The sequence below is a fragment of the Streptomyces sp. NPDC103540 genome (genome assembly GCF_055584445.1).
Genome location: NZ_JBVJMA010000027.1, coordinates 16,853 through 34,478, shown reverse-complemented (window position 1 = coordinate 34,478; position 17,626 = coordinate 16,853). Strand labels below are relative to the sequence as shown.

Below are 17,626 nucleotides of genomic sequence, written 5' to 3'. Positions count from 1 at the left end.
GCTTCGTGCGATAGGACGGAGTTGCCTCGCATCAAGGGCCTCAGGCATCCGCGGTTCGCCCACCCCGGTCGTCGAAGACAGTGTTTCGGCCCCTCCGGCGTTTGACGGTGCTCCTGGCAGACTCGGCGGCCGGGATCTCGGGGATCTCGCCGGCGCTCGGGTCGCGGTCAGCGACGTTGCCGAGCCGGATAGGGATCGTGGCCAGCAGTTCCGGCGTCAGTTCCTCGGCCCCCGACTCGATGGCCTCCCTGCAACCGTCCTCGATCAGCCGCTTGAGCAGGCCGACGATGCCGCGGGTGCGGCGGAAGAGGTATTCGGGCATCTCGCCGTCGGTGAGCATGCCGTCCTTGGCCCTCAGCAGCCGCAGCCGGTCCTCGAGGCCGGCCAGGTGGTCGATGAACGCCGTCATGCCCTCGGCGGTGTCGTAGTCGAACGGGTCAAGGTCGACCAGGTCGAACCGACGCTCGGTCTGGGTGGCCGCGGAGGGGTTGAAGCTGCTTCCGGCCTTGGCCGGGCCCAGAACCCACTGTCCCGTCCGGGGGTCTGCGTGACCGCCCCTGATCAGCCCTGAGTTCGGGATGTTGACGCCGACGAGGACGAGCGTGACGTTGAGGTCCATCAGTTCGCGGACCAGGTCGAGGGTGTCCTGGTCGTCCTCGCGGTGGAGCCGCAACCGGGTGATGTCGTCCAGCAGCAGCGCGGTGGTGTGATGGTCGCGGATCGAGTCGCGAACCTGTCGCATCATGCCGTTGAGCGTCTTGGGGTGCGGGGCGCCGAAGAAGTCGAGGATGGCCGCGCAGAGCCCCTTCGGTGTGGCCCGCACCGGGGTGCGGCAGTAGGCGACCGGCACGAACAGGTCGCGGGTTCCAGGAACCGGCCTGGGCAGAAGCTGTCGGTGCAGGTCCCGCCAGAGCTGCTCGAAGGCCGCGGCGGCCGCGCAGGCTGTCTCGGTCTTCCCCAGGAAGCCGCCGCCGCTGATCATGAGGCCGTCTCGCGTACCCGGCTCGAAGTTCAGGGCGTTGTTCCGCAGTCGGCCCCGCATCAGCTTGGTGAACCTCGCGCTCATCGGGGTCTCCAGCAGCCCCATGTTGACGTGGGTGACCGTGCGGTGCAGATCGTTCAGCGCCCGTCGCCTGGGGCTCAGCGCCGCGTACTCCTCCAAGGAGAGCCGTGGCACCGGAACGAACGTGCCGCGCTGCTGCTGCCACTGCTGCCAGCCCTCCCAAGTTGTGCGGTCCGGAGGCGGCCCCGACCGGAGGAAGGGGACGATGCCGCTCTCATCCTGCGTGCGGTCCGTCATGCGGCCCCTCCTCGTCGTCCTCCGGAAGGAGGAATAGGTCCCGTCTGCCCGCAGACTCGCCCAGTGCGGGCGGTGGCGCCGGGCGGCGCCGGACGGCCTGCTCGCGCCGGTGCCGGCGCTCTGCGTCGATGCTCTGCTCGGCCTGCCTGACCCGCTGGTTCCACCGCAAAGGCGTCACAACAGCTCCTTCTTCGGCCGCATCCGGGGTGCAAGCAGGTGACATGTCCAGCGGCCGGTCGGCTCGCGCCGCGGCCGCCTGGGTCACCTCACGGGCATGCTCGGTCCGCTCCGCCTTCCGCAGGCTCTTCCAGCCGCTGACCGGGGCCCGCAGCCCGACCAGCTCCAGCAGCACCGGCAGCAGCTCCCGGTCGGACTTCGGCTGCAGCCCGCTGGCGCGGACCTTGGCCATCAGCTCGCGTACCCGTGCATCCCCGAAGGCCGGGGCCTGGCCGTCGGGCGGTAGCCCGGTCCAGTCCAGCGGGTGCCAGTCGTGCGTGATCGGGTCCTGGAAGAACACCCGGCGACGGTCCCTCGGATCACGGCGGATGACCCACATGCCCTTGTGCCGGCCGCCCCGGCTGGACCGCTGGCCGCGGTAGTCCTCCAGTGCCGGGCCGTCATACCAAAGGTCGCGAATCTTCACCCCGCGCCGGTGGTGAATGCTGACGTAGTGGGTCGGCAGCAGTTCGTAGAACAGCGCCGGCGAGGGGATGTCCATGCCAAAGCCGGCCTGTGCGAACGATGCCGCGAACAGGGTGTTCGGGCTGTGGTCACCGCCCGGGTCCCAGCTCGGCGCGTACTCCCCCAGCCGCCGCCGCTGCCAGACCGACACGACCCACGTCGCGATCAGGTGCTCCATCGCGTCAATGGTCAGCACCGCATCGCCCTCCGGGTCGGCTCCGCAGTCGGCCGCGTCGATGCCGGTGTAGCCGGGCAGCTGCTCGAACAGCAGCGACCGGATCGAGCCGAAGGCCCGCTCAACGGTCTGCTTGTCTGTCGGCCGCAGCACCCGGGCCGGGAGGATGTTGCAGCCCAGCACCCGCTGAGCCTCCACCAAGTGGTGGTTGCGATAGACCGACCCGTGGTCCGTCGTCACGGTCTCGGGTGCGAAGAACGGCAATCCGGCGACCTTGTGACCAGCGAATTCGGCGACCACCGCCGCCGGCAAACCGGGATAGGGCCACTCCAGGTCCTCGCCCCAGTCGTCCCGCATCGGCAGCGGCAGCATCACGTCCCGCAGCAGCATCGCGACGTCGACCGAGGTATCGGACACCAGCGTGAGCCGGAACGCGCAGAGCGAGTGGGTGTGAACGTCCATCGCCAGTGTGAGGTGGGCCTTCACCGGCTCTCCGAACACGCTCTCCCGGACCATCACCGGCAGCACCGTGGTGTCCAGCGCGACGACCTGGCCCGGGCGGTGCACCAGCACGTGCCCGTTCTTCTCCGGCAGCTCGGCCGACCTGGCATACCTCTGGCGAGATCCTCCGGGGCCGAACCACTCCTTCCAGACCCGGCAAAGCGTCCGATACGACGGAACGTCCTTCTCGGGATCGAGGTCGAGCACTTCGCGTACGTACTGACGGATCATGCGGTCCTTCGTCCGCATGCTCACCCTGGAGCGGTGCAGTGTCTCCTGCCGGACGGCGAAAATCGCCTCACGGACTGCCTCGCTGACGCTCGGGTGCCCGCCGCTCTCCCGCAGCCACCGGTCGTCAGCACAGCCGATCAGTCCGAACCGGCGGCGCCCCTGCTCCCAACGGATCAGCGTGCGATAGCCGACGCGGCCCAGGCCCAGCAGCCTCGCCTGCTGCGGGTCCATAGCGCCCAGCTCGGCGACCTTCGCCAAGCGACGCTCCGTCAGCGTCGTCATGGCCGGGTCGTACTCAGGTTTCGGCTCACCTGGCCCAGGCCGCAGCGGGTCGCCACCTCGGAAGCCAGTCCCCACCTCCAGCAGGTGGGCCAGCCGCAATGCCGCCAGGTCCCGCTTGCCTGGCTCGAGGTCCTGCAGCGTCTTCGTCTGCCTGCCCCGGCCTGCCCCAGCGGATGACGTTCGTGAAGAGGAACGGCAGCCCGGGTGATTCGCCAGAAACCGGAAACTCACCCGCTGCCGGGTCCCATCGGGAGCCACCAACTGCACTCGGCCCAGCTCGGGCTCACGTAGTTCGACACTCCACTCCCTGCCGTCCAGCACCAGCCCGGCCCCCGGCGACAGGTCCAGCACCCGCGTCCCCGTCACAGGCCCGGCCCGGTGGAACGGACGACGAACGACGCATCGCCGAAGGGCCTGCTCAAATCAACGCCCACCTGACGGTGCCAGAGCAAGTGCAGCAGCTGAGCCCGAGCCACCGGAGGAACCGACGTCGCGTCCGCCAGCTCGCCGAACATCCCACCCTGCCGAGCGGCTTCAAGCAGGCCCGGACGCAGCCCCAGCGGATCACTCAGAGCCCGTCGCTGGGAGGAGAAGCCATCCACCGCCGCCACAACGTTCTCCCGCCACTGAGCGGCAACCACGTAGTGCCAACCGCAGGCCACCGCGATCTCAGCAGCCGCAGCGAACGCCTCCAGGTCTGACCTCTTGATCAGTGCCTTCGGCCGGACGTCGACCAGCCAGACGCCTGCCCTGGTAACGGCAAGGAAGTCCGGGGTGTGTGCCCGACGCTTCCCGCCGGCATCGAACCCGAACTTCACCGGCTGCGCGATCACATCGACCACTCCGCCGGCGAAGTCCAAGGCGAGCAAGACCCGGGCCTCTTCGAGACTCTCGGCGCCGTGATGCCGCCCCGTGCTGACAAGGAAGTGCAGACCGGGACGGTGCCGCTGGGACCGCCGCCACGAGAACCAGCGGGTCGGGCCACCATCCAGCACCGACGTCCGAGCAAGGTCCCGCACCACGCAGGACACCGGGCCGCGGCCCGAGGACCATGTCGCCGTCCATCTGCGGGACCACCCGTCAGCGAGATCCAGCTCTTCCAGGCCGTCTGCGAGCGACACCGGAACGAGGAGATCAGCCCAAGCACAGTCGTACGACCACAGCACCCCATCTGGAGGTGCCACCGTCACGTCGGCACGCATGCCGGACAGCCGCCCGTCGTCCATGCCCCCAGCCAACCGCCGGACCCATCAAGGGCGGGAGATTTCTCCGGATCTGGTGACAACACGACTGACCGCGTACCAGAGGTGACAACAAGCTTGGCCAACTGGTGACAACCACCGTGTCCCAGTCGTCGGAAAGGCGCAGACCGCTACCTCTCTCTGGTGACAGCTAGCGTGTCCCGGCACAGCTCGTAGACGGTGACCCGCAAATCGCTCATCGCCTCTGCCGCCCGAGCTTCGTCCTGCCCCTCGTCTATGGCTTCCAGGGCTGCGGCCGCCGATACCTGGATCTGGCGCGGCAGGCCCTCGTACGCGGAGAGCCGGTAGGCCACCGTCCGGCGAGCGGTGAGCTCTGCGGCGCTCACCCCGCCTCGCGCCAGGGGAAACATCGCCGCCTGGTACATGCACAGGCCCGCCACCACGTTGTCGGCGAGAGCTTCCGCGTCCCCGTCGACCGGCCGGGGGACCTCCCAGGCGGGCCGCAGCAGCTCCTTGAAGAAGCCGATGATCTGGCGACGGGAAAACAGCACCCAGGTTCCTGCGCCAAGCCCCCCGGCCCCGGCACAGAACAGGGACAGCATGCTGCCGGACAGCGTCAGGCCGAGTACGGCTCCGGCCAGCGCTCCAGCCACCGACACCACGAAGGCGATCATGAGATGCAGGCGGACAGGCAGCGGCGGCGTCATGGCCAGCAGTATGCCCAAGGCCACCGATGCGCAGGAGCCGCAGACCGGCCCCGGCAGCGGGTGGGCAAGCCTGCGCGGCGGGGGGCTTGCCCAGGGGAGCCTTCGGCTTGCCCGATGCCGTGACCGGCCATCGGTCACCGGTCACCGGCCACAGGGCCGCCGTGACCGATCCGGAACTCATCATCGGTCAAACCGCACGTCAGAGGGCGTGACCGGTCCATGCAACTCTCATACGGAATGACGGCTTGCCCAGGCTCCCATAAGGCTTGCCCGGACGCGGTCGGGGCGGGGTAGCTCGGATGGCCGCCCACTGCCTGCTGGGCGGCTGTCGCGGAACCATCGTGGAGGCATGTCCGCCAAGCTGATCGTCTATCCGCTTGACGAACAGGGGTGGCGCCGGGTCCGCTACGACGGCGTCGCCATCGGAGTCGCGCACCGCCCCGCCGATATCAGGGTCTCCCTCGCCGCCGCCGGCCTGGAGAACGCTGAGGACGTGGATCTCACCGACCCCGACTTCGTGGAGTGGAGGGGAGCAGGTCCCGAGGCATGGGAGCCGGTGAGGTAGCCCATGGCTCCGGAGCGGAGAGCTGGCCGGCCCTGCTGGAGGCTGGGCCGGCCCTCCGCACCCGCGTGTGAGCGGTCAGTCCTTCTCGGCGCTGGGGTGCATGGAGTTGTGGCCAAGGAGCAGAACCAGGGCCGGGTCCACGACTCCCCAGGAGCCCGTATACGGGAGGGCGCCCTCGGCCACCGCCTGGAGCAGCACCTCGAAGTCGGTGACCGTGAGGACACCGTTGGCCACCGCCCCGATCCGGACGGCTGTGTCGTCGTCCAGGTGCTCCATCGCCTTGCGCAGCTCGCCGACTGTCACAGCCCGGTGGCCCTCACCCTCCCGCCGGACCCTGTGGTTGAAGTGGAAGGTGTGGCGGCCGACGTGGTCGGCAAAGAGCAGGCATGGCTCCGGATCGGACGGGATGTTCTCGGTGTCCCGCTCGGTGCAGCCCGGCAGGATGATCAGCTCACGGGACCCGGGCCGCCAGCGGAGCCACCATTCGTCTTCGCCTGCGCTCTGCGCTCTGCGCTCTGCGCTTGGGCGTAGTGCCACTCTCCGTCGTGCCCCACTTGCAGGTCGCACCAGGTGAAGTCGTCCAGCACGTTGGCGCCGTACGGCAGATCTGCCAGGTGCCGGTGCTCCTCCACCGTGAACGAGGTGGCCACCGCACAGCTCTTGCGTGCCAGTCCCATGACGTCTCCCCCTTCGTGTCGTCGTTCGCGACTCCCATCCTCGTATCCGGCCGGGCAGCCTGTCCGGCCGCACGACAAATAGCCGGCCACGGCTACCAGTGACGGCCGAACAGGCCCCGGTTTCTCTTCCGCTCCGCTGCGGCCGCCTCACGGTCCGCGGCCTCCTCCGCCTCGATCAGGCCGCTGCGCCTACAGGGCCGCCGCCGCCATGATTGCCTTCGCCGCTTTGCGGACGACCTGCGCGCCGGGTTCTTCCGCTGACAAGCTGGCCCGAGCCGGTGGTGGCCTCCATGGGCCTCCACTCATACATGCACAGGGGGAAGCTGTGGGCAATGACAGCGCGTACTGGGAGTGGCGCGATGAGCAGCTTCTGGCTGAGAGTCGGGCGAAGGGTGGTGAGCCTTGTCGGGTCTGCGACCAGCCTGTACCGGCTAACGCGCATTGGAAGCATCGTGATCGGCACGTGTGTTCGCCGCGCTGCAATCTGAACCTGAATCGTCGCTTCAACCGGAAGGTGGAGCGCGGTGAGTTCACCCCGCCGCCTGTGTTCGCACCCGATCCGCAGCCGCCACGGCCGCCTCGCGTGTTTCGCACCTTGTCGGCGGAGGCTTCCTTCCCATACGAGCTCTTCGGCTACTCCCCGAAGCCCGGAGACCTCGTGGAACGACATGGGTCGATGACTGCGGTGCACAGGGCGGCGGACCTTCCTCCCAACGTTTTGCCCAGCGACATCCGCACGGATCGCTGGGATCTCAGTCGCGTGGCTGCGGCCATCCATACGCAAACCGGCTCGGCGTTTTACTACCTCACTGATGCCTCGTGGACGCCGACCAGTCTGATCCTGGGTCCGTACCTGGGGCTCCGTCGTCTCGAAACGTTCTCACCTTTCGAGGCTGAGGGCGGCACATGGTGCTGGTACAACGAGATCATCCGGGACGTGGACGTCAACGGTCAGGAGTACACCTGGTCAGCCTTCGTGTGCGGCGCACGCTCGGTGCCGAGGATGTGGACGCCGGCGTATGCCTCCAGATCGGAGCGTCAGAAGCGCGAGTCCCGCTCGGCCAACAGCTATGCGGCACGCATGCGCAAGTTGGGCATCGACGGCACGATCGAACGATTCGATCCGCACGCCGTCTACGAACGGGACAAATGGCAGTGCCAGATCTGCCGTACCCCCGTCGATCCTCAGCGGGAGTGGCCCGATATGTGGAGCGCCACTCTGGACCATCGCATACCTCTAACGGCTGGCGGCGAACACTCGCCCAGCAATGTGCAGCTAGGCCACTGGATCTGCAACCTCCACAAGGGGGATCGGTTCATCGTCGAACCCTGACAGCTCACGTCTCGATGGTCACCCTCTCGCTTCCATCTGGCACTGGCCGATCTCAGCCCGGACGGCGCCGAGCTCCTGGAGGTCATCCCGGCCGCCGTCGCCGCGCTCCGTGAAGGCGTCGAGCACGCCCCGGCCGCAGCCCCGCTGCCGGATGGAACCGGCGGTGCTGAGCACCGGCCTGCGGCGAGCTCTCGCCGCGCACAGCCTCACCGGGCACCGGGTCCACCAGCTCGGCCCCGCCCTGCTGACCGTCACCTTGGACCCGGCTCACGCCCAGGCCCTCGCCGTGCTCCTCGCCGCCCGACGCGAACTCCCCCGCCAGACGCCTGCCATCGAGGACGAGCCCCGGTGGGGCGGCAGGGCCAGCCGAGACGGCGGCGGCCTCCCTCGCGGTGGCCCTGGCCGGTTACGGGCCGGGTACGTACGCCCGGGGCCTCGCCTCCGGACAGGTCACCGCCGGCCTTTCCCCGACAGCAGCCGTGCAGGTGACCGCCGCGCTGAACACCCGCCCGACGCCCGCCGTCCCGGCATCACGAACCCGGCGCCGCGGGCTAGGGAACGGGTGGAAGCGCATCGACACTGGCTGCTGAGCGGCGGGAGCTCAGTTGTCGGGGGCCAGCTTCCGGTTCGTGCCGGACCGGTTGATGTCCAGGTCGAGCAGCGCGGTGAGGGCGGTGCCGCTGTTCCAGAAGCCGAGGAGGTCGATGTCGACGAGGACCAAGCTGTGGCGGGCGGCGAAGGCGCGGGCCTGCTTGGTGAACTTGCAGGAGGCGACGAAGAGCGGGACGTCCGCTCCGTGTTCGCTGCGGGCGGTGCCGTTGAACTTCTGGAGGTCAGGGCTGCCGACGGTGCGGTGCTTCGCGTAGCGCTTGCACTGCACCACGAGCTTCCGGCCGTCCGGCAGCCAGCCGATCACATCGGCGTCCAGGTCGTTCGCCGCACCCACACGCCGCACCTCGCTGCATCCGTCCCGGCGGCACAGTTCCGCGACGTATTCCTCGAACTGCAGCGGGTCCATCGCCCAGACCGCCTCCATCGACCGCACGGCCTGAATCCTCGCCTGTTCTGCGAGCCGTGCCTTCTCCGCTTCGGCTTCGCGGCGCCCAGACCGAACCAGGACCCCCACCAAGCCCCCCACAGCCAGGACGGCTATCAACAACAGCACCATCGCGCCTGTCCCCATGCTCTCCCCTCCCGTAGTCAGCTGTCCGCCAGCGGTACAGCTCCCCAGCCGAGGCGCCCTCTATCCCGGGTGCGGACAACGCCTGGACTGTCGACTGTCGATGCAGGCGGGGGCCGTGGCCCCTTAGAGGCCCTAACAGAAGCTGTTGATCATGTGACTTTCGGTTCGGATGGTCGTTGGCTTGGCTGTGGGGAAACGTCAGTCGCGGCCGTGGATCGTGTCGGATGAACTGTGTTCGCTGATCGAGCCGTTGTTGCCCGAGCCGGCGCCGAAGCAGGTGGAGGGGCGCCCTCGGGTGCCGGACCGGCAGGCACTCTGCGGGATCCTGTTCGTGTTGCATACCGGGATCCAGTGGGAGTACCTGCCGCAGGAGCTGGGCTTCGGATCAGGCATGACCTGCTGGCGGCGTCTGGCCGCGTGGAACGATGCCGGCGTGTGGGACCAGCTCCACTTGGTGCTGCTGAAGAAGCTGCGGGTCGCGAAGAAGCTGGACTGGTCGCGGGCGGTGATCGACTCCTCCCATGTCAGGGCAGCTCGGCGGGGCCCAAAAGCGGTCCCAGCCCGGTCGATCGCGCACGTCCGGGCAGTAAGCACCACCTGATCGTCGACGGCCAGGGCATCCCACTGGCTGTCTCGCTGACCGGCGGGAACCGCAACGACGTCACCCAGTTGATGCCGTTGTTGCGGAAGATCCCGCCAGTCCCCGGCCTGGTCGGCCGGCCGCGCAGGCGACCCGACAAACTTCTGGGCGACCGCGGCTACGACCACGACAAGTACCGCCGTCTGGTCTGGGCGACCGGGGTGAAGCCCGTGATCGCCCGCCGCGGAGTGCCGCACGGCTCCGGCCTGGGCATCCACCGGTGGGTCGTCGAGCGGACCATCGCCTGGCTCCACGGCTTCCGCCGACTCCGCGTCCGCTGGGAACGACGCGACGACATCCACGAAGCCTTCCTCGGCCTCGCCACCTGCCTCATCACCCACCGCCACGTCCAACGCCTCTGTTAGGGCCTCTTACGCGCCTCGTCCTCATTGCCCCTACGAGGGGTCGCAACGTGACCCCGGCCGCCGGCGCCCGGCAGACCAGTCTGGTCCTCATCGCCCCTACGAGGGGTCGCAACGAGCTGAGGCTCAGGGCCGCCGCGGCCTCCAGCCGCCCCCTCATCGCCCCTTCGAGGGGTCGCAACTTCATAGGCAGCCAGACGCTCGACGAGTTGACTCTGGCCTCATTGCCCCTCTGAGGGGTTGCAATGGTGGCGGCAGCCACCGCGTGGGCGCGTCCCGCGAGCCCGGCCACGGTCAGGATTACGGCGAAGTTGGCGAGGACGCTTCCGTCGTCGGCGGTGCGTTGCCGAGGCTTCTTGCTGGCGGCGCCGTTGCGCTTGGCTGTTTCCGGGGCCGCGAGAAGGGCCTGGCGTGCGAGGTCGACCCTGCTCAGCTCCGCCTCGGCGCTCATGCTTGCCCCCAGGTGGAGTAGCCGAGGTTCAGGTGTCCGAGCCCGGACTGGTGCTGCGCCTGGTCGACCACTTGGTTGCTGAACAGGCGTCGGGCCGACGGCTCGCCGTAGCGATCGATGTGGTCGAACACCACCTGGTGGTCTCTCAGCCCCCTCACTCTCTACTCGCGCACCTGCTCACGGGTCAGGTCCTCGAGGACGAGCTCCTGGTCCTCGTCGATGTCGACGACGGCGGGCTCCGGCTGCGGAGCGGCGACGGCCAGGCGCAACGCGGGCAGCACGACCGGTGCCACCGGCGCGGCCGAGGCGTCGAAGGCCGGCTGCGCGGCCGCGGCTTCGGCGCGGTGGGTCTTGGCGGCTGCCTGCTGGTCGCGAACCTGCGCCCACCGGTGCTCGCGGATCCATCCCTCGGCGGTCACTGCCTCGTGCAGCTGCCGGTCGGTGGCCGCACGGCGCTCGGTCTCGTACACCCCAGCCCGGCACGCCGGGCGAGAACCGTCTGGGTCAGCCCCATGCGCGCCATCCCCGCCCTCAGCCGCCGCAGCTCGGCCAGCGCCGGACTCTGTTCGTCGTGATCATCGTGCACGATGCGCGGCCCCTGACCGTGTTCGCCGGTGTCCATTTCCTCCCGGTGCACCCCGGCGGACACGGCTTCCGCGACCTTGGTGCACGTTAACACCCCACCGGATAGCGGGAGATTGCCGTGAATGTCGGCGTCGTCCCGCTCACGGCGGGCACTCGTGATCGTTCTCGCGCTGGCCGCCGCTGGCGCGGGCAAGCTCGCCCGCATGGACCACACCGGCTACCCGATGGCCCTGACCCGCGCCGCCGCCACCTTCGCCGCACCCCTCACCTGACAGCCGGCCCTCCTCAACTCCGAAGTGCCCTCGTTCCCGGCCTGGTGAGAATTCCGCTGGCGCCTTCCGCGTGGGCGCGACGACGATGAGAACCGGCAAACACACCACGGTTCGGAGGTAGGCCAGTGCCCGAGGAACGAGAGGACAGGAATCGGACCAGAGAGCCGGACGGCGATCCGCTCGCGGTACTGCGCCGCAGGCTGGCCGACGGGCTGGCAGGATCCCGGCTCGAGGGCAAGTCGCACCTTGCCGATCTGGCGGGTCTGGGACGTACGACGGTGCATGCGGCGCTCAGCGATGGCGGTGGGGTGCCTTCGGAGCGTACGGTCGCGGCCCTGGCCCGGGTGCTGAAGCTGCCTGCAGGGGAACTGCTGGGGTTACGGCGGGAGGTGGTCGGGGACATCGACCCGCATGGGCCGGGCAGGCCGATCGGTCAATGGGATCCGCACGAGCTGGAAGTCCATCCCGCCGGTCTCGACAGGGCCGCCTCCGGTGTGGATGCGTCCGGGGTCCGGGCGCTCTCCGGGTATGTGCGCCGCGGGCATGATCGGGTGTTGGCGGATGCGGTAGGGGACGCGATAGCGGGGCACAGCAGGATCGTAGTGCTCGTGGGCACCTCCTCGACGGGCAAGACCCGGTCGTGCTGGGAAGCGGTCCAGCCTCTGGCGGAGCCGGGGTGGCGGCTGTGGCATCCCTTTGATCCGACCCGCGCGGAGGCCGCGTTGGAGGAGTTGCACCGGGTCGGGCCCCACACGGTGGTGTGGCTGAACGAGGCGCAGCATTACCTCGGTGACCGTGCGGTCGGCGAACGGATCGCGGCGGCCGTGCACCGGTTGCTGGTCGATCGGAAGCGCGGGCCCGTGCTGGTTTTGGGCACGCTGTGGCCCGAGTACGCCCACCGGTACACCCTGCTACCCGTGCCGGGACAGCCGGATGCGCACAGCCGGGTGCGGGAACTGTTGGCCGGTCACACACTGGTCGTTCCGGACGCCTTCGACGCCGACGCCCTCGCCGCGGCCGCGGCCCTTGCCGAACGGGGGGACCGGCTGCTGGCCGACGCGCTCACCCGGGCCCGTGTCGGCGGGCGGGTCACTCAGGACCTGGCCGGGGCTCCGGAACTCCTGCGCCGCTACGAGCAGGCCACTGCGCAGGCCAGAGCGCTTTTGGAAGCGGCGATGGACGCACGCCGCCTCGGCGTTGGCCTTCATCTCCCCCAGGTCTTCCTCACCGACGCCGCAACCGACTACCTCTGCGACACCGACTACGACCAGCTCACCGACGACTGGGCTGAACGCGCCTACGCCGAACTCGCCGAACCGGTCCACGGCAAACAGGCCCCCCTGCGCCGCACCACTCCCAGGGCTCCGCGATGTCCGGCCACTCCCCTCACGGCCGAGAACCCGGCCGTGTTGTCTGCGGGGCCGGTGTTCCGGCTTGCCGACTATCTCGAGCAACACGGCCGCATAGCCCGCAACCACCTGTGCCCACCGGCTTCCTTCTGGCACGCTGCGCACACCCACCTCACCCACCCCGGTGACCTCAGCAACCTCACCCATGCGGCCGAGATCCGACACCGCCTGCAATGGGCCGACCACCTGCACCGCCGCGCCGTCCACCAGGGTGCCACGGAGGCCCTGGTGCGTCAGGCGGAGATGCGGGAGGAAGCCGGGGACCGGGAGAGCGCTGAGGACCTCGCCCGGAATTCCGCTGAGCACGGCGACACGGAGGTCCTGGTTCGCGTGGCCGAGTTGCGGGAGAAGGCCGGCAACCGGGCAAGCGCCGAAGCCCTCTTCCAGCAGGCCGCCGCCCGAGGTTCCGCCTGGGCCCTGTTCCGGCTGGCGGAGCTGCGGGAAGAGGCCGGGGACCGGGAAGGTGCCGAGGACCTCGCCCGGAAAGCCGCCGACCAAGGCTCCATGTGGGCTTTGGTTCGTCTGGCCGAGTTGCGGGAGGAGGCCGGTGACCGGGAAGGCGCCGAAGCCCTCCTCCAGCACTCCCCCGACCACAGCGCCGCCGAAGCCCTGTTTCGACTGGTCGAGCGCCAGGAGGAGGCCGGGGACCGGAAAGGCGCCGAGGACCTCGCTCGGGAGGCAGCCGCCCAAGGTGCCGTCTGGGCTTTGTTCCGTCTGGCCGTCATGCGGGAAGAGGCCGGGGACAGGGATAGTGCCGAGGAACTGGCCCGGGAGGCAGCCGGCCAAGGTGCCATCTGGGCCCTGTCCCGTCTGGCCGTCATACGGGAGAAGGCCGGGGCCCGGGCAAGCGCCGAAGCCCTCTTCCGACAGGTCGTCGACCACGGAGACACGCAGGCTCTGTCTCGGCCGGCCAAGCTGAGGGAAATCGTCGACAGGCTATGGCCGTACGGGTTGGACCCTGACGGTACGCCGACGCCCCCATGGAATCGTCGGTGAGCGCTGGGGGGCGGACGCATACACGTGCCCTTGCGAGAGCACTTTGGGCGACGTGCCGACGATGAACCGTAGCCGGGCGCGGGTTCGGCGGAGGTGCCTGCCGTTATCGACACGAAGGCCTGGGCCTTCCCCACGTGCTGTGGGGAAGGCCCAGGCCCTTTGGTGTGTTCCGCTGATCGAGGTCGTCAGGCCGATCGTGCGAGCGGTGCTCGATGCCTTAAGAGGTCGTTTTCGTCCGATGTTTCATCCCGGTATGGGTTCATTAGCGGCGTTCTTCGGGTCGCGCCCCTCTTCGGGATCGAGGTGAAGCCCCTGGTCCCGGGCCTGCGAGTGGTGATCTCCACGTCGATGCCGAGGGTCGCGATGTGCTCGAGGTGCTGGCGATAGCCACCATCGACCCACACCGCCTGCGCGCGATGGGCCTTCTCGACCTCGGCTGCGGTCACCTGCTCGTCGAGCCGGCGGTAGTCGGGCTGTCTGGCGAGCTTCAGCACCCGGCACGCGACCGTGACGAGCACTCTGTCACGGCCGGCTCCTTCACGAGGGGGTAGATCTTTCTCCCGGCACCCGCGACAGAAGGGCCGCTGCCCGCCGCAGGACCTCGTTCTCCTGCTCCAGCAGCTTGATCCTCCGACGCGCTTCCCTCAGTTCCGCACTCTCCTGGCTCGTCGTCCCGGGCTTCACGCCGTCGTCGATGTCCGCGCGGCGCATCCACTTCCACAACGTCATCGCGTGGACGCCGAAGTCGGCGGCCACCTGCTCGACTCGTGCGGCAGACCCTCCGCCCGTCGTCACACACGAGAAGGACACCGACATGCTCACCGGCTGGACCGCGGAGACCCTGGGCGGCCTCACGCTGCAGGCGGGGGCCACAACCTGGGGCCGGCATCGCTGGCGCCGGACCCCGGCCGCCCCGGCCGCCGAGACCATGCCGCCCGTCCGCACCTACACACTGCTCGGAGCCCGGTCCGCCGACCGCCAGCCGGTCCACTGGCCCAGCGGCCTCTCCGCCGGCGTCCGGATCACCTGGAGCGACCCCACAGGGCAGCGGGAGCGGTGCGAACTCCTTTGACCGCGGCCACGCGCTGCGAAGGTCTTCTTCCCGTCTGTGACGGGAACTCGCGCCTCCAGGTGCCTTGGCTACCGGTTGGCCAGCAGGTCGGTACGGTGCTCCTCAAGATCGGTGACACCGTCGAGGTCCACCAGGACCGTGTATCGGCGCACGCCGTCGGGACCCCTCTCCTGGGTCAACATCAGGTTGTTCACGAAGCCCCAGCTACCGCCTGTGTAGACGCCCTTGAGCCAGCCGTCCACCGTCCCCACCGCGTCGAAGGGGCCGCCATCCGCTCGGAAGGTCCAGTGGGTCCGGTACCAGGCGTCCAACTGCTCCGGGGCGGCCAGAAAGTGTTCCCCACCCGGGTCCCGGGAATCGGTGACGAGACCCTCAGGTCGCTCTTGTCCGATGGTCAATGCAATGAGGCCCGAGGCGTCGGCCTCGGCCGCAGCCGGATACGTCCGGCCCTGGTAGACCGCGTAGGACTTGGGTCGGAAATGGTCAACCTCGTTCAGACGCCGTACCAGAGCGTGCCGAGGCTGCAGCAGATCCTCACGGTGCTCCTCCAACTCGGTGACCTCGTCGCGCGGGAAGACGCCGCCATAGCGGATGCCCCAGCGTTGGAGATGTTCCTTGGCGAAGTGTTCGTCGGAGCCGAGATGGTAGCCCGCGAGCGTGGTGGGCGCGGCGTCGGTGCACTCGAAGAGCTCGCCGCGCCAGCGGAACGTCCACGTCACGGCGTACCAGGCTTCGAGACGCTCGGGCGGGACCGGGTATCCCACCGACCCGTTGGCGCTCTCGCGCGGCGTGAGCCCTTCGGGTTCGGTGCCGCCGGGCTCGGGCAGCAGCTCGACGCACGGCCACAGGCCCACGGCGTCACGGACCTGGTAGAGGTCGCCGTGAAAGACGGCGACGTCGCCCTTGACCGGGCAGGGGAAACCAGCAGTGTCAGTCATGTTCTTTTCCACAACCCTTCCTTCTTGTCGAAGTAACCAATGGCTTCTTCGGTCCCATCGGCGTGCATACGCCAAATCTCAGCATGATGCGGGAAGCCGGTGGGCTCGGCGTTCCACTCCGGGATACCCCCGCCGGTGTATCCGGTGCCGAGGAAGGGGTCATCCATGGTCTCTCCCTCGCTCAGGCCGGCCATCCCCGCGACGTGGTCGGCCAGCCCCTGGTCACCGACGGCGCCAAAGCTCGGTTCGGCGCGCATGCCGTGCGGCGCCGGGAAGCGCAGCTGGTACGCCTCGGACGCGCCCGGAGGGACAGGGGTCCAACCGGCCCCTCCATCGTCAAGAGCCAGCCCGTCGCGCAGTTGGTCCATGCTGCGCAAGTCGGCGGTGTCGCAACCGCGCGCGATGGAGCGGCGAAACTCGCCGGGGTTGAAAGGGTACTTGCCGAACCTCGTGGCGTTGTCCAGGTAGGCCTGCATCACCTCGGGCGTGATCACCTTGGTCACCATGCGGCCCTCGTCGAGCTTGATCGCGTCGCGGACCCCGACGACCTCTCGGGCCTGCGCCTCGCTCAGCTCGTTGGTCCGGGTGAGTCGGAGCTTGTCGTGCTCGGAGCGATCGAGGCCGCGAGCCTCCAGCTGGTCGTCGATCTCCTCCTGGTAGCCGGGGCCGTCGCGCAGCGCGTCGTTGTCGAACTGTTCGGCTGCATCGGCGGAATCAAGGTCTGCATCGAGACCGTGCGCAGCCTGGTCTCCGACCGGGGCCGCACCCTCGGCGTGGGGGTGTTCCTCGCCGATGCTGCCCTCGGTCGCGCCGCCTGCCGGCGAGGGGGAGGCGTCACCACTGCCGGAGGGTTCGAGAGGATGCTCCTGGACGGTGCCCCTGTTGTGACCGGCGCCGGAGTGTTCGCCGTCCGGGCTCGGTTCGGCCCCAGACGTGTCGGATCCGTCGCCCCTCGTCAGCCTGTCCGTGATCGCGCCCTCGGCGAGACCCTCGTCGTGGCGTGCGGAAGCGTCGCTGTCCGCCGGAGTTCCGGCCGGCGGGGCGATCTCTTCCCCACCTGGCGCAGGTGCTTCGGCTGGCGCGTCCGCTGGGGCCGGGGCCGTAGATTCCGGCGCGCTTTCGTCTGCCGTGTCGTGGCGGGGAGCGGACGGTTCAGCGACGTCCGGAGCCGCGTCGGGGGGAACAACCGGCTCCGGGGCGGTGTCGGAGTCCGGCGCGAGCTCCGCAGAGCGGGGCTCGGCCGAGTCGCGTACGGACTCCTCGGGCGCGGGCACGTCCACGGGCGCAGCCGGATCCGGCGCGTCGGCGACGTCCAGGCAACGCGGATCCGTGGTGGCCCCCTCGGGCAGGTCCGCGGGGGGCGTGGGGTCGGGCGCTTCCCACGGGGAGGGCGCATCCAACGGCTCAGGCGCTTTCCGATGCTCCGGGGTGTCCTCGTGTTCGGGCCGATCCGGGGTCTCTGCCGGGGCCGATAGGGGCTCGTGCGGAGCCGGAGCCTCGTCCGGGTCATCCCGTACCGGTTCCTGGAACACAGGAGTGTCCCTGGACGCTGCCGAATCCAAGGTGTCCACGGAGCCTGTGGGTTCGGGCGCGGTGTCGTCGGCCGGGTTCGATCCGGGGCCGGGCGACTCGGCCTGGTCCGGGGCGGAATCGTTGCCCTTGGGTACGGACTCGTGCGGGTCCGGGGCAGCGTCGGGATCTGACGCGACCTCGGGGGAAGCCGTCTCCGGTTGGGCGCCGGTGGCAGGGGCATCCGTCGGCGGGTTCGGGTTCGGGGCGTCGGTCGAGGCGTCGTGGGCCGGGGCGTCCGGCGGGCGCGGAGGCTGCTCGGGCGGGCGCTCGCTCATACTTGTACGTCAATCCCCCGTTGTGCTGACGTATTTGATCATGCCAGGCGAGGCACCGGTAGCCAACCCAGCTGCGACCTCTCGGTTGGGTGAGAGTGGTGTCGAGCTGCACTTCCCACCCTCTCTCAACTGCCACCGCAGAGGCAGGCGGAGCCGTATTGCCGTCCCCTTCGATGATCCAGCAAGTCCTTTGCAGGACGCCGTAGGGCGGTATGAC

At 69.3% G+C, this 17,626-nt stretch carries 17 protein-coding genes and 1 pseudogene; 5 read left to right on the top strand and 13 right to left on the bottom strand.

Annotated elements, in window-relative coordinates; all coding sequences use genetic code 11:
• Positions 1-40: 40 nt before the first annotated feature.
• The 4 genes from ACZ6ZI_RS38250 to ACZ6ZI_RS38235 all read right to left on the bottom strand — a co-directional run bounded on the left by ACZ6ZI_RS38250 (position 41) and on the right by ACZ6ZI_RS38235 (position 5,079).
• Positions 41-1,300 (bottom strand): AAA family ATPase, encoded by a 1,260-nt coding sequence (locus ACZ6ZI_RS38250; protein ID WP_469529263.1) that lies wholly within the window; start codon positions 1,298-1,300, stop codon positions 41-43.
• Positions 1,278-3,536, bottom strand: coding sequence for a transposase (locus ACZ6ZI_RS38245; protein WP_469529260.1), 2,259 nt, complete (start codon positions 3,534-3,536; stop codon positions 1,278-1,280). The genes ACZ6ZI_RS38250 and ACZ6ZI_RS38245 overlap by 23 nt, the downstream gene beginning before the upstream one ends.
• A complete protein-coding gene (locus ACZ6ZI_RS38240; RefSeq protein ID WP_469529256.1) occupies positions 3,533-4,396 on the bottom strand; it encodes a TnsA-like heteromeric transposase endonuclease subunit in 864 nt (287 codons plus the stop codon). The genes ACZ6ZI_RS38245 and ACZ6ZI_RS38240 overlap by 4 nt, the downstream gene beginning before the upstream one ends.
• Before the next feature lie 146 nt (positions 4,397-4,542).
• Positions 4,543-5,079, bottom strand: coding sequence for a hypothetical protein (locus ACZ6ZI_RS38235; RefSeq protein WP_469529254.1), 537 nt, complete (start codon positions 5,077-5,079; stop codon positions 4,543-4,545).
• Positions 5,080-5,428: 349 nt separating this feature from the next.
• Between ACZ6ZI_RS38235 and ACZ6ZI_RS38230 the strand changes: the two genes are divergently transcribed.
• On the top strand, positions 5,429-5,644 hold the full coding sequence (locus ACZ6ZI_RS38230) for a hypothetical protein (protein ID WP_469529252.1): 216 nt from the start codon (positions 5,429-5,431) through the stop codon (positions 5,642-5,644).
• A gap of 75 nt (positions 5,645-5,719) precedes the next feature.
• Here the strand turns inward: ACZ6ZI_RS38230 and ACZ6ZI_RS38225 are convergent, their stop codons facing one another.
• Both ACZ6ZI_RS38225 and ACZ6ZI_RS38220 read right to left on the bottom strand, forming a co-directional pair.
• Positions 5,720-5,947 (bottom strand): hypothetical protein, encoded by a 228-nt coding sequence (locus tag ACZ6ZI_RS38225; protein ID WP_469529250.1) that lies wholly within the window; start codon positions 5,945-5,947, stop codon positions 5,720-5,722.
• Between the two features lie 143 nt (positions 5,948-6,090).
• Entirely contained in the window at positions 6,091-6,321 is a 231-nt protein-coding gene (locus ACZ6ZI_RS38220) for a hypothetical protein (RefSeq protein WP_469529249.1), read from the bottom strand.
• A 325-nt stretch (positions 6,322-6,646) separates the two neighbouring features.
• Between ACZ6ZI_RS38220 and ACZ6ZI_RS38215 the strand changes: the two genes are divergently transcribed.
• Complete coding sequence (locus tag ACZ6ZI_RS38215) at positions 6,647-7,654, top strand: HNH endonuclease (RefSeq protein WP_469529247.1); 1,008 nt, start codon at positions 6,647-6,649, stop codon at positions 7,652-7,654.
• A 601-nt stretch (positions 7,655-8,255) separates the two neighbouring features.
• On the opposite strand, the gene ACZ6ZI_RS38210 is transcribed toward ACZ6ZI_RS38215, so the two are convergent.
• Positions 8,256-8,690: a restriction endonuclease gene (locus tag ACZ6ZI_RS38210; protein WP_469529296.1), complete on the bottom strand. Its 435-nt coding sequence runs from the start codon at positions 8,688-8,690 to the stop codon at positions 8,256-8,258.
• 316 nt (positions 8,691-9,006) lie between these two features.
• On the opposite strand from ACZ6ZI_RS38210, the gene ACZ6ZI_RS38205 reads away from it, so the two are divergent.
• A protein-coding gene (locus tag ACZ6ZI_RS38205; protein ID WP_469529246.1) for an IS5 family transposase occupies positions 9,007-9,842 on the top strand; the annotation gives its coding sequence in 2 pieces (ribosomal slippage) (positions 9,007-9,354 and positions 9,357-9,842; 834 coding nt in all).
• A gap of 444 nt (positions 9,843-10,286) precedes the next feature.
• Here the strand turns inward: ACZ6ZI_RS38205 and ACZ6ZI_RS38200 are convergent.
• A complete protein-coding gene (locus ACZ6ZI_RS38200) occupies positions 10,287-10,448 on the bottom strand; it encodes a hypothetical protein (RefSeq protein ID WP_469529245.1) in 162 nt (53 codons plus the stop codon).
• A 3-nt stretch (positions 10,449-10,451) separates the two neighbouring features.
• Positions 10,452-10,760, bottom strand: a complete 309-nt coding sequence (locus ACZ6ZI_RS38195) for a hypothetical protein (RefSeq protein WP_469529244.1) — start codon at positions 10,758-10,760, stop codon at positions 10,452-10,454.
• Positions 10,761-11,272: 512 nt separating this feature from the next.
• On the opposite strand from ACZ6ZI_RS38195, the gene ACZ6ZI_RS38190 reads away from it, so the two are divergent.
• A complete protein-coding gene (locus ACZ6ZI_RS38190) occupies positions 11,273-13,552 on the top strand; it encodes a tetratricopeptide repeat protein (protein ID WP_469529241.1) in 2,280 nt (759 codons plus the stop codon).
• Positions 13,553-13,821: 269 nt separating this feature from the next.
• Here ACZ6ZI_RS38190 and ACZ6ZI_RS38185 read toward each other — a convergent pair.
• Both ACZ6ZI_RS38185 and ACZ6ZI_RS38180 read right to left on the bottom strand, forming a co-directional pair.
• Positions 13,822-13,956 (bottom strand): annotated as a pseudogene (locus ACZ6ZI_RS38185) (IS5 family transposase); the annotation flags it as partial.
• A gap of 133 nt (positions 13,957-14,089) precedes the next feature.
• The gene (locus tag ACZ6ZI_RS38180; RefSeq protein WP_469529238.1) at positions 14,090-14,308 is read right to left on the bottom strand and encodes a transposase; all 219 of its coding nucleotides are present in this window, start codon (positions 14,306-14,308) and stop codon (positions 14,090-14,092) included.
• Positions 14,309-14,366: 58 nt separating this feature from the next.
• On the opposite strand from ACZ6ZI_RS38180, the gene ACZ6ZI_RS38175 reads away from it, so the two are divergent.
• Entirely contained in the window at positions 14,367-14,624 is a 258-nt protein-coding gene (locus ACZ6ZI_RS38175) for a hypothetical protein (protein WP_469529236.1), read from the top strand.
• Between the two features lie 68 nt (positions 14,625-14,692).
• Here ACZ6ZI_RS38175 and ACZ6ZI_RS38170 read toward each other — a convergent pair whose 3' ends face one another.
• Both ACZ6ZI_RS38170 and ACZ6ZI_RS38165 read right to left on the bottom strand, forming a co-directional pair.
• Entirely contained in the window at positions 14,693-15,574 is an 882-nt protein-coding gene (locus ACZ6ZI_RS38170) for a hypothetical protein (RefSeq protein ID WP_469529234.1), read from the bottom strand.
• Positions 15,559-17,409, bottom strand: a complete 1,851-nt coding sequence (locus ACZ6ZI_RS38165) for a hypothetical protein (RefSeq protein WP_469529231.1) — start codon at positions 17,407-17,409, stop codon at positions 15,559-15,561. The genes ACZ6ZI_RS38170 and ACZ6ZI_RS38165 overlap by 16 nt, the downstream gene beginning before the upstream one ends.
• Between the last annotated feature and the right edge of the window lie 217 nt (positions 17,410-17,626).

Bases quoted from the DNA above. Each gene is read 5' to 3' on its own strand.
- ACZ6ZI_RS38210 (WP_469529296.1), bottom strand. From the start codon at position 8,690: ATGGAGGCGGTCTGGGCGATGGACCCGCTGCAGTTCGAGGAATACGTC.
- ACZ6ZI_RS38230 (WP_469529252.1), top strand. From the start codon at position 5,429: ATGTCCGCCAAGCTGATCGTCTATCCGCTTGACGAACAGGGGTGGCGC.
- ACZ6ZI_RS38235 (WP_469529254.1), bottom strand. From the start codon at position 5,079: ATGACGCCGCCGCTGCCTGTCCGCCTGCATCTCATGATCGCCTTCGTG.
- ACZ6ZI_RS38165 (WP_469529231.1), bottom strand. From the start codon at position 17,409: ATGAGCGAGCGCCCGCCCGAGCAGCCTCCGCGCCCGCCGGACGCCCCG.
- ACZ6ZI_RS38220 (WP_469529249.1), bottom strand. From the start codon at position 6,321: ATGGGACTGGCACGCAAGAGCTGTGCGGTGGCCACCTCGTTCACGGTG.
- ACZ6ZI_RS38240 (WP_469529256.1), bottom strand. From the start codon at position 4,396: ATGGACGACGGGCGGCTGTCCGGCATGCGTGCCGACGTGACGGTGGCA.
- ACZ6ZI_RS38175 (WP_469529236.1), top strand. From the start codon at position 14,367: ATGCTCACCGGCTGGACCGCGGAGACCCTGGGCGGCCTCACGCTGCAG.
- ACZ6ZI_RS38250 (WP_469529263.1), bottom strand. From the start codon at position 1,300: ATGACGGACCGCACGCAGGATGAGAGCGGCATCGTCCCCTTCCTCCGG.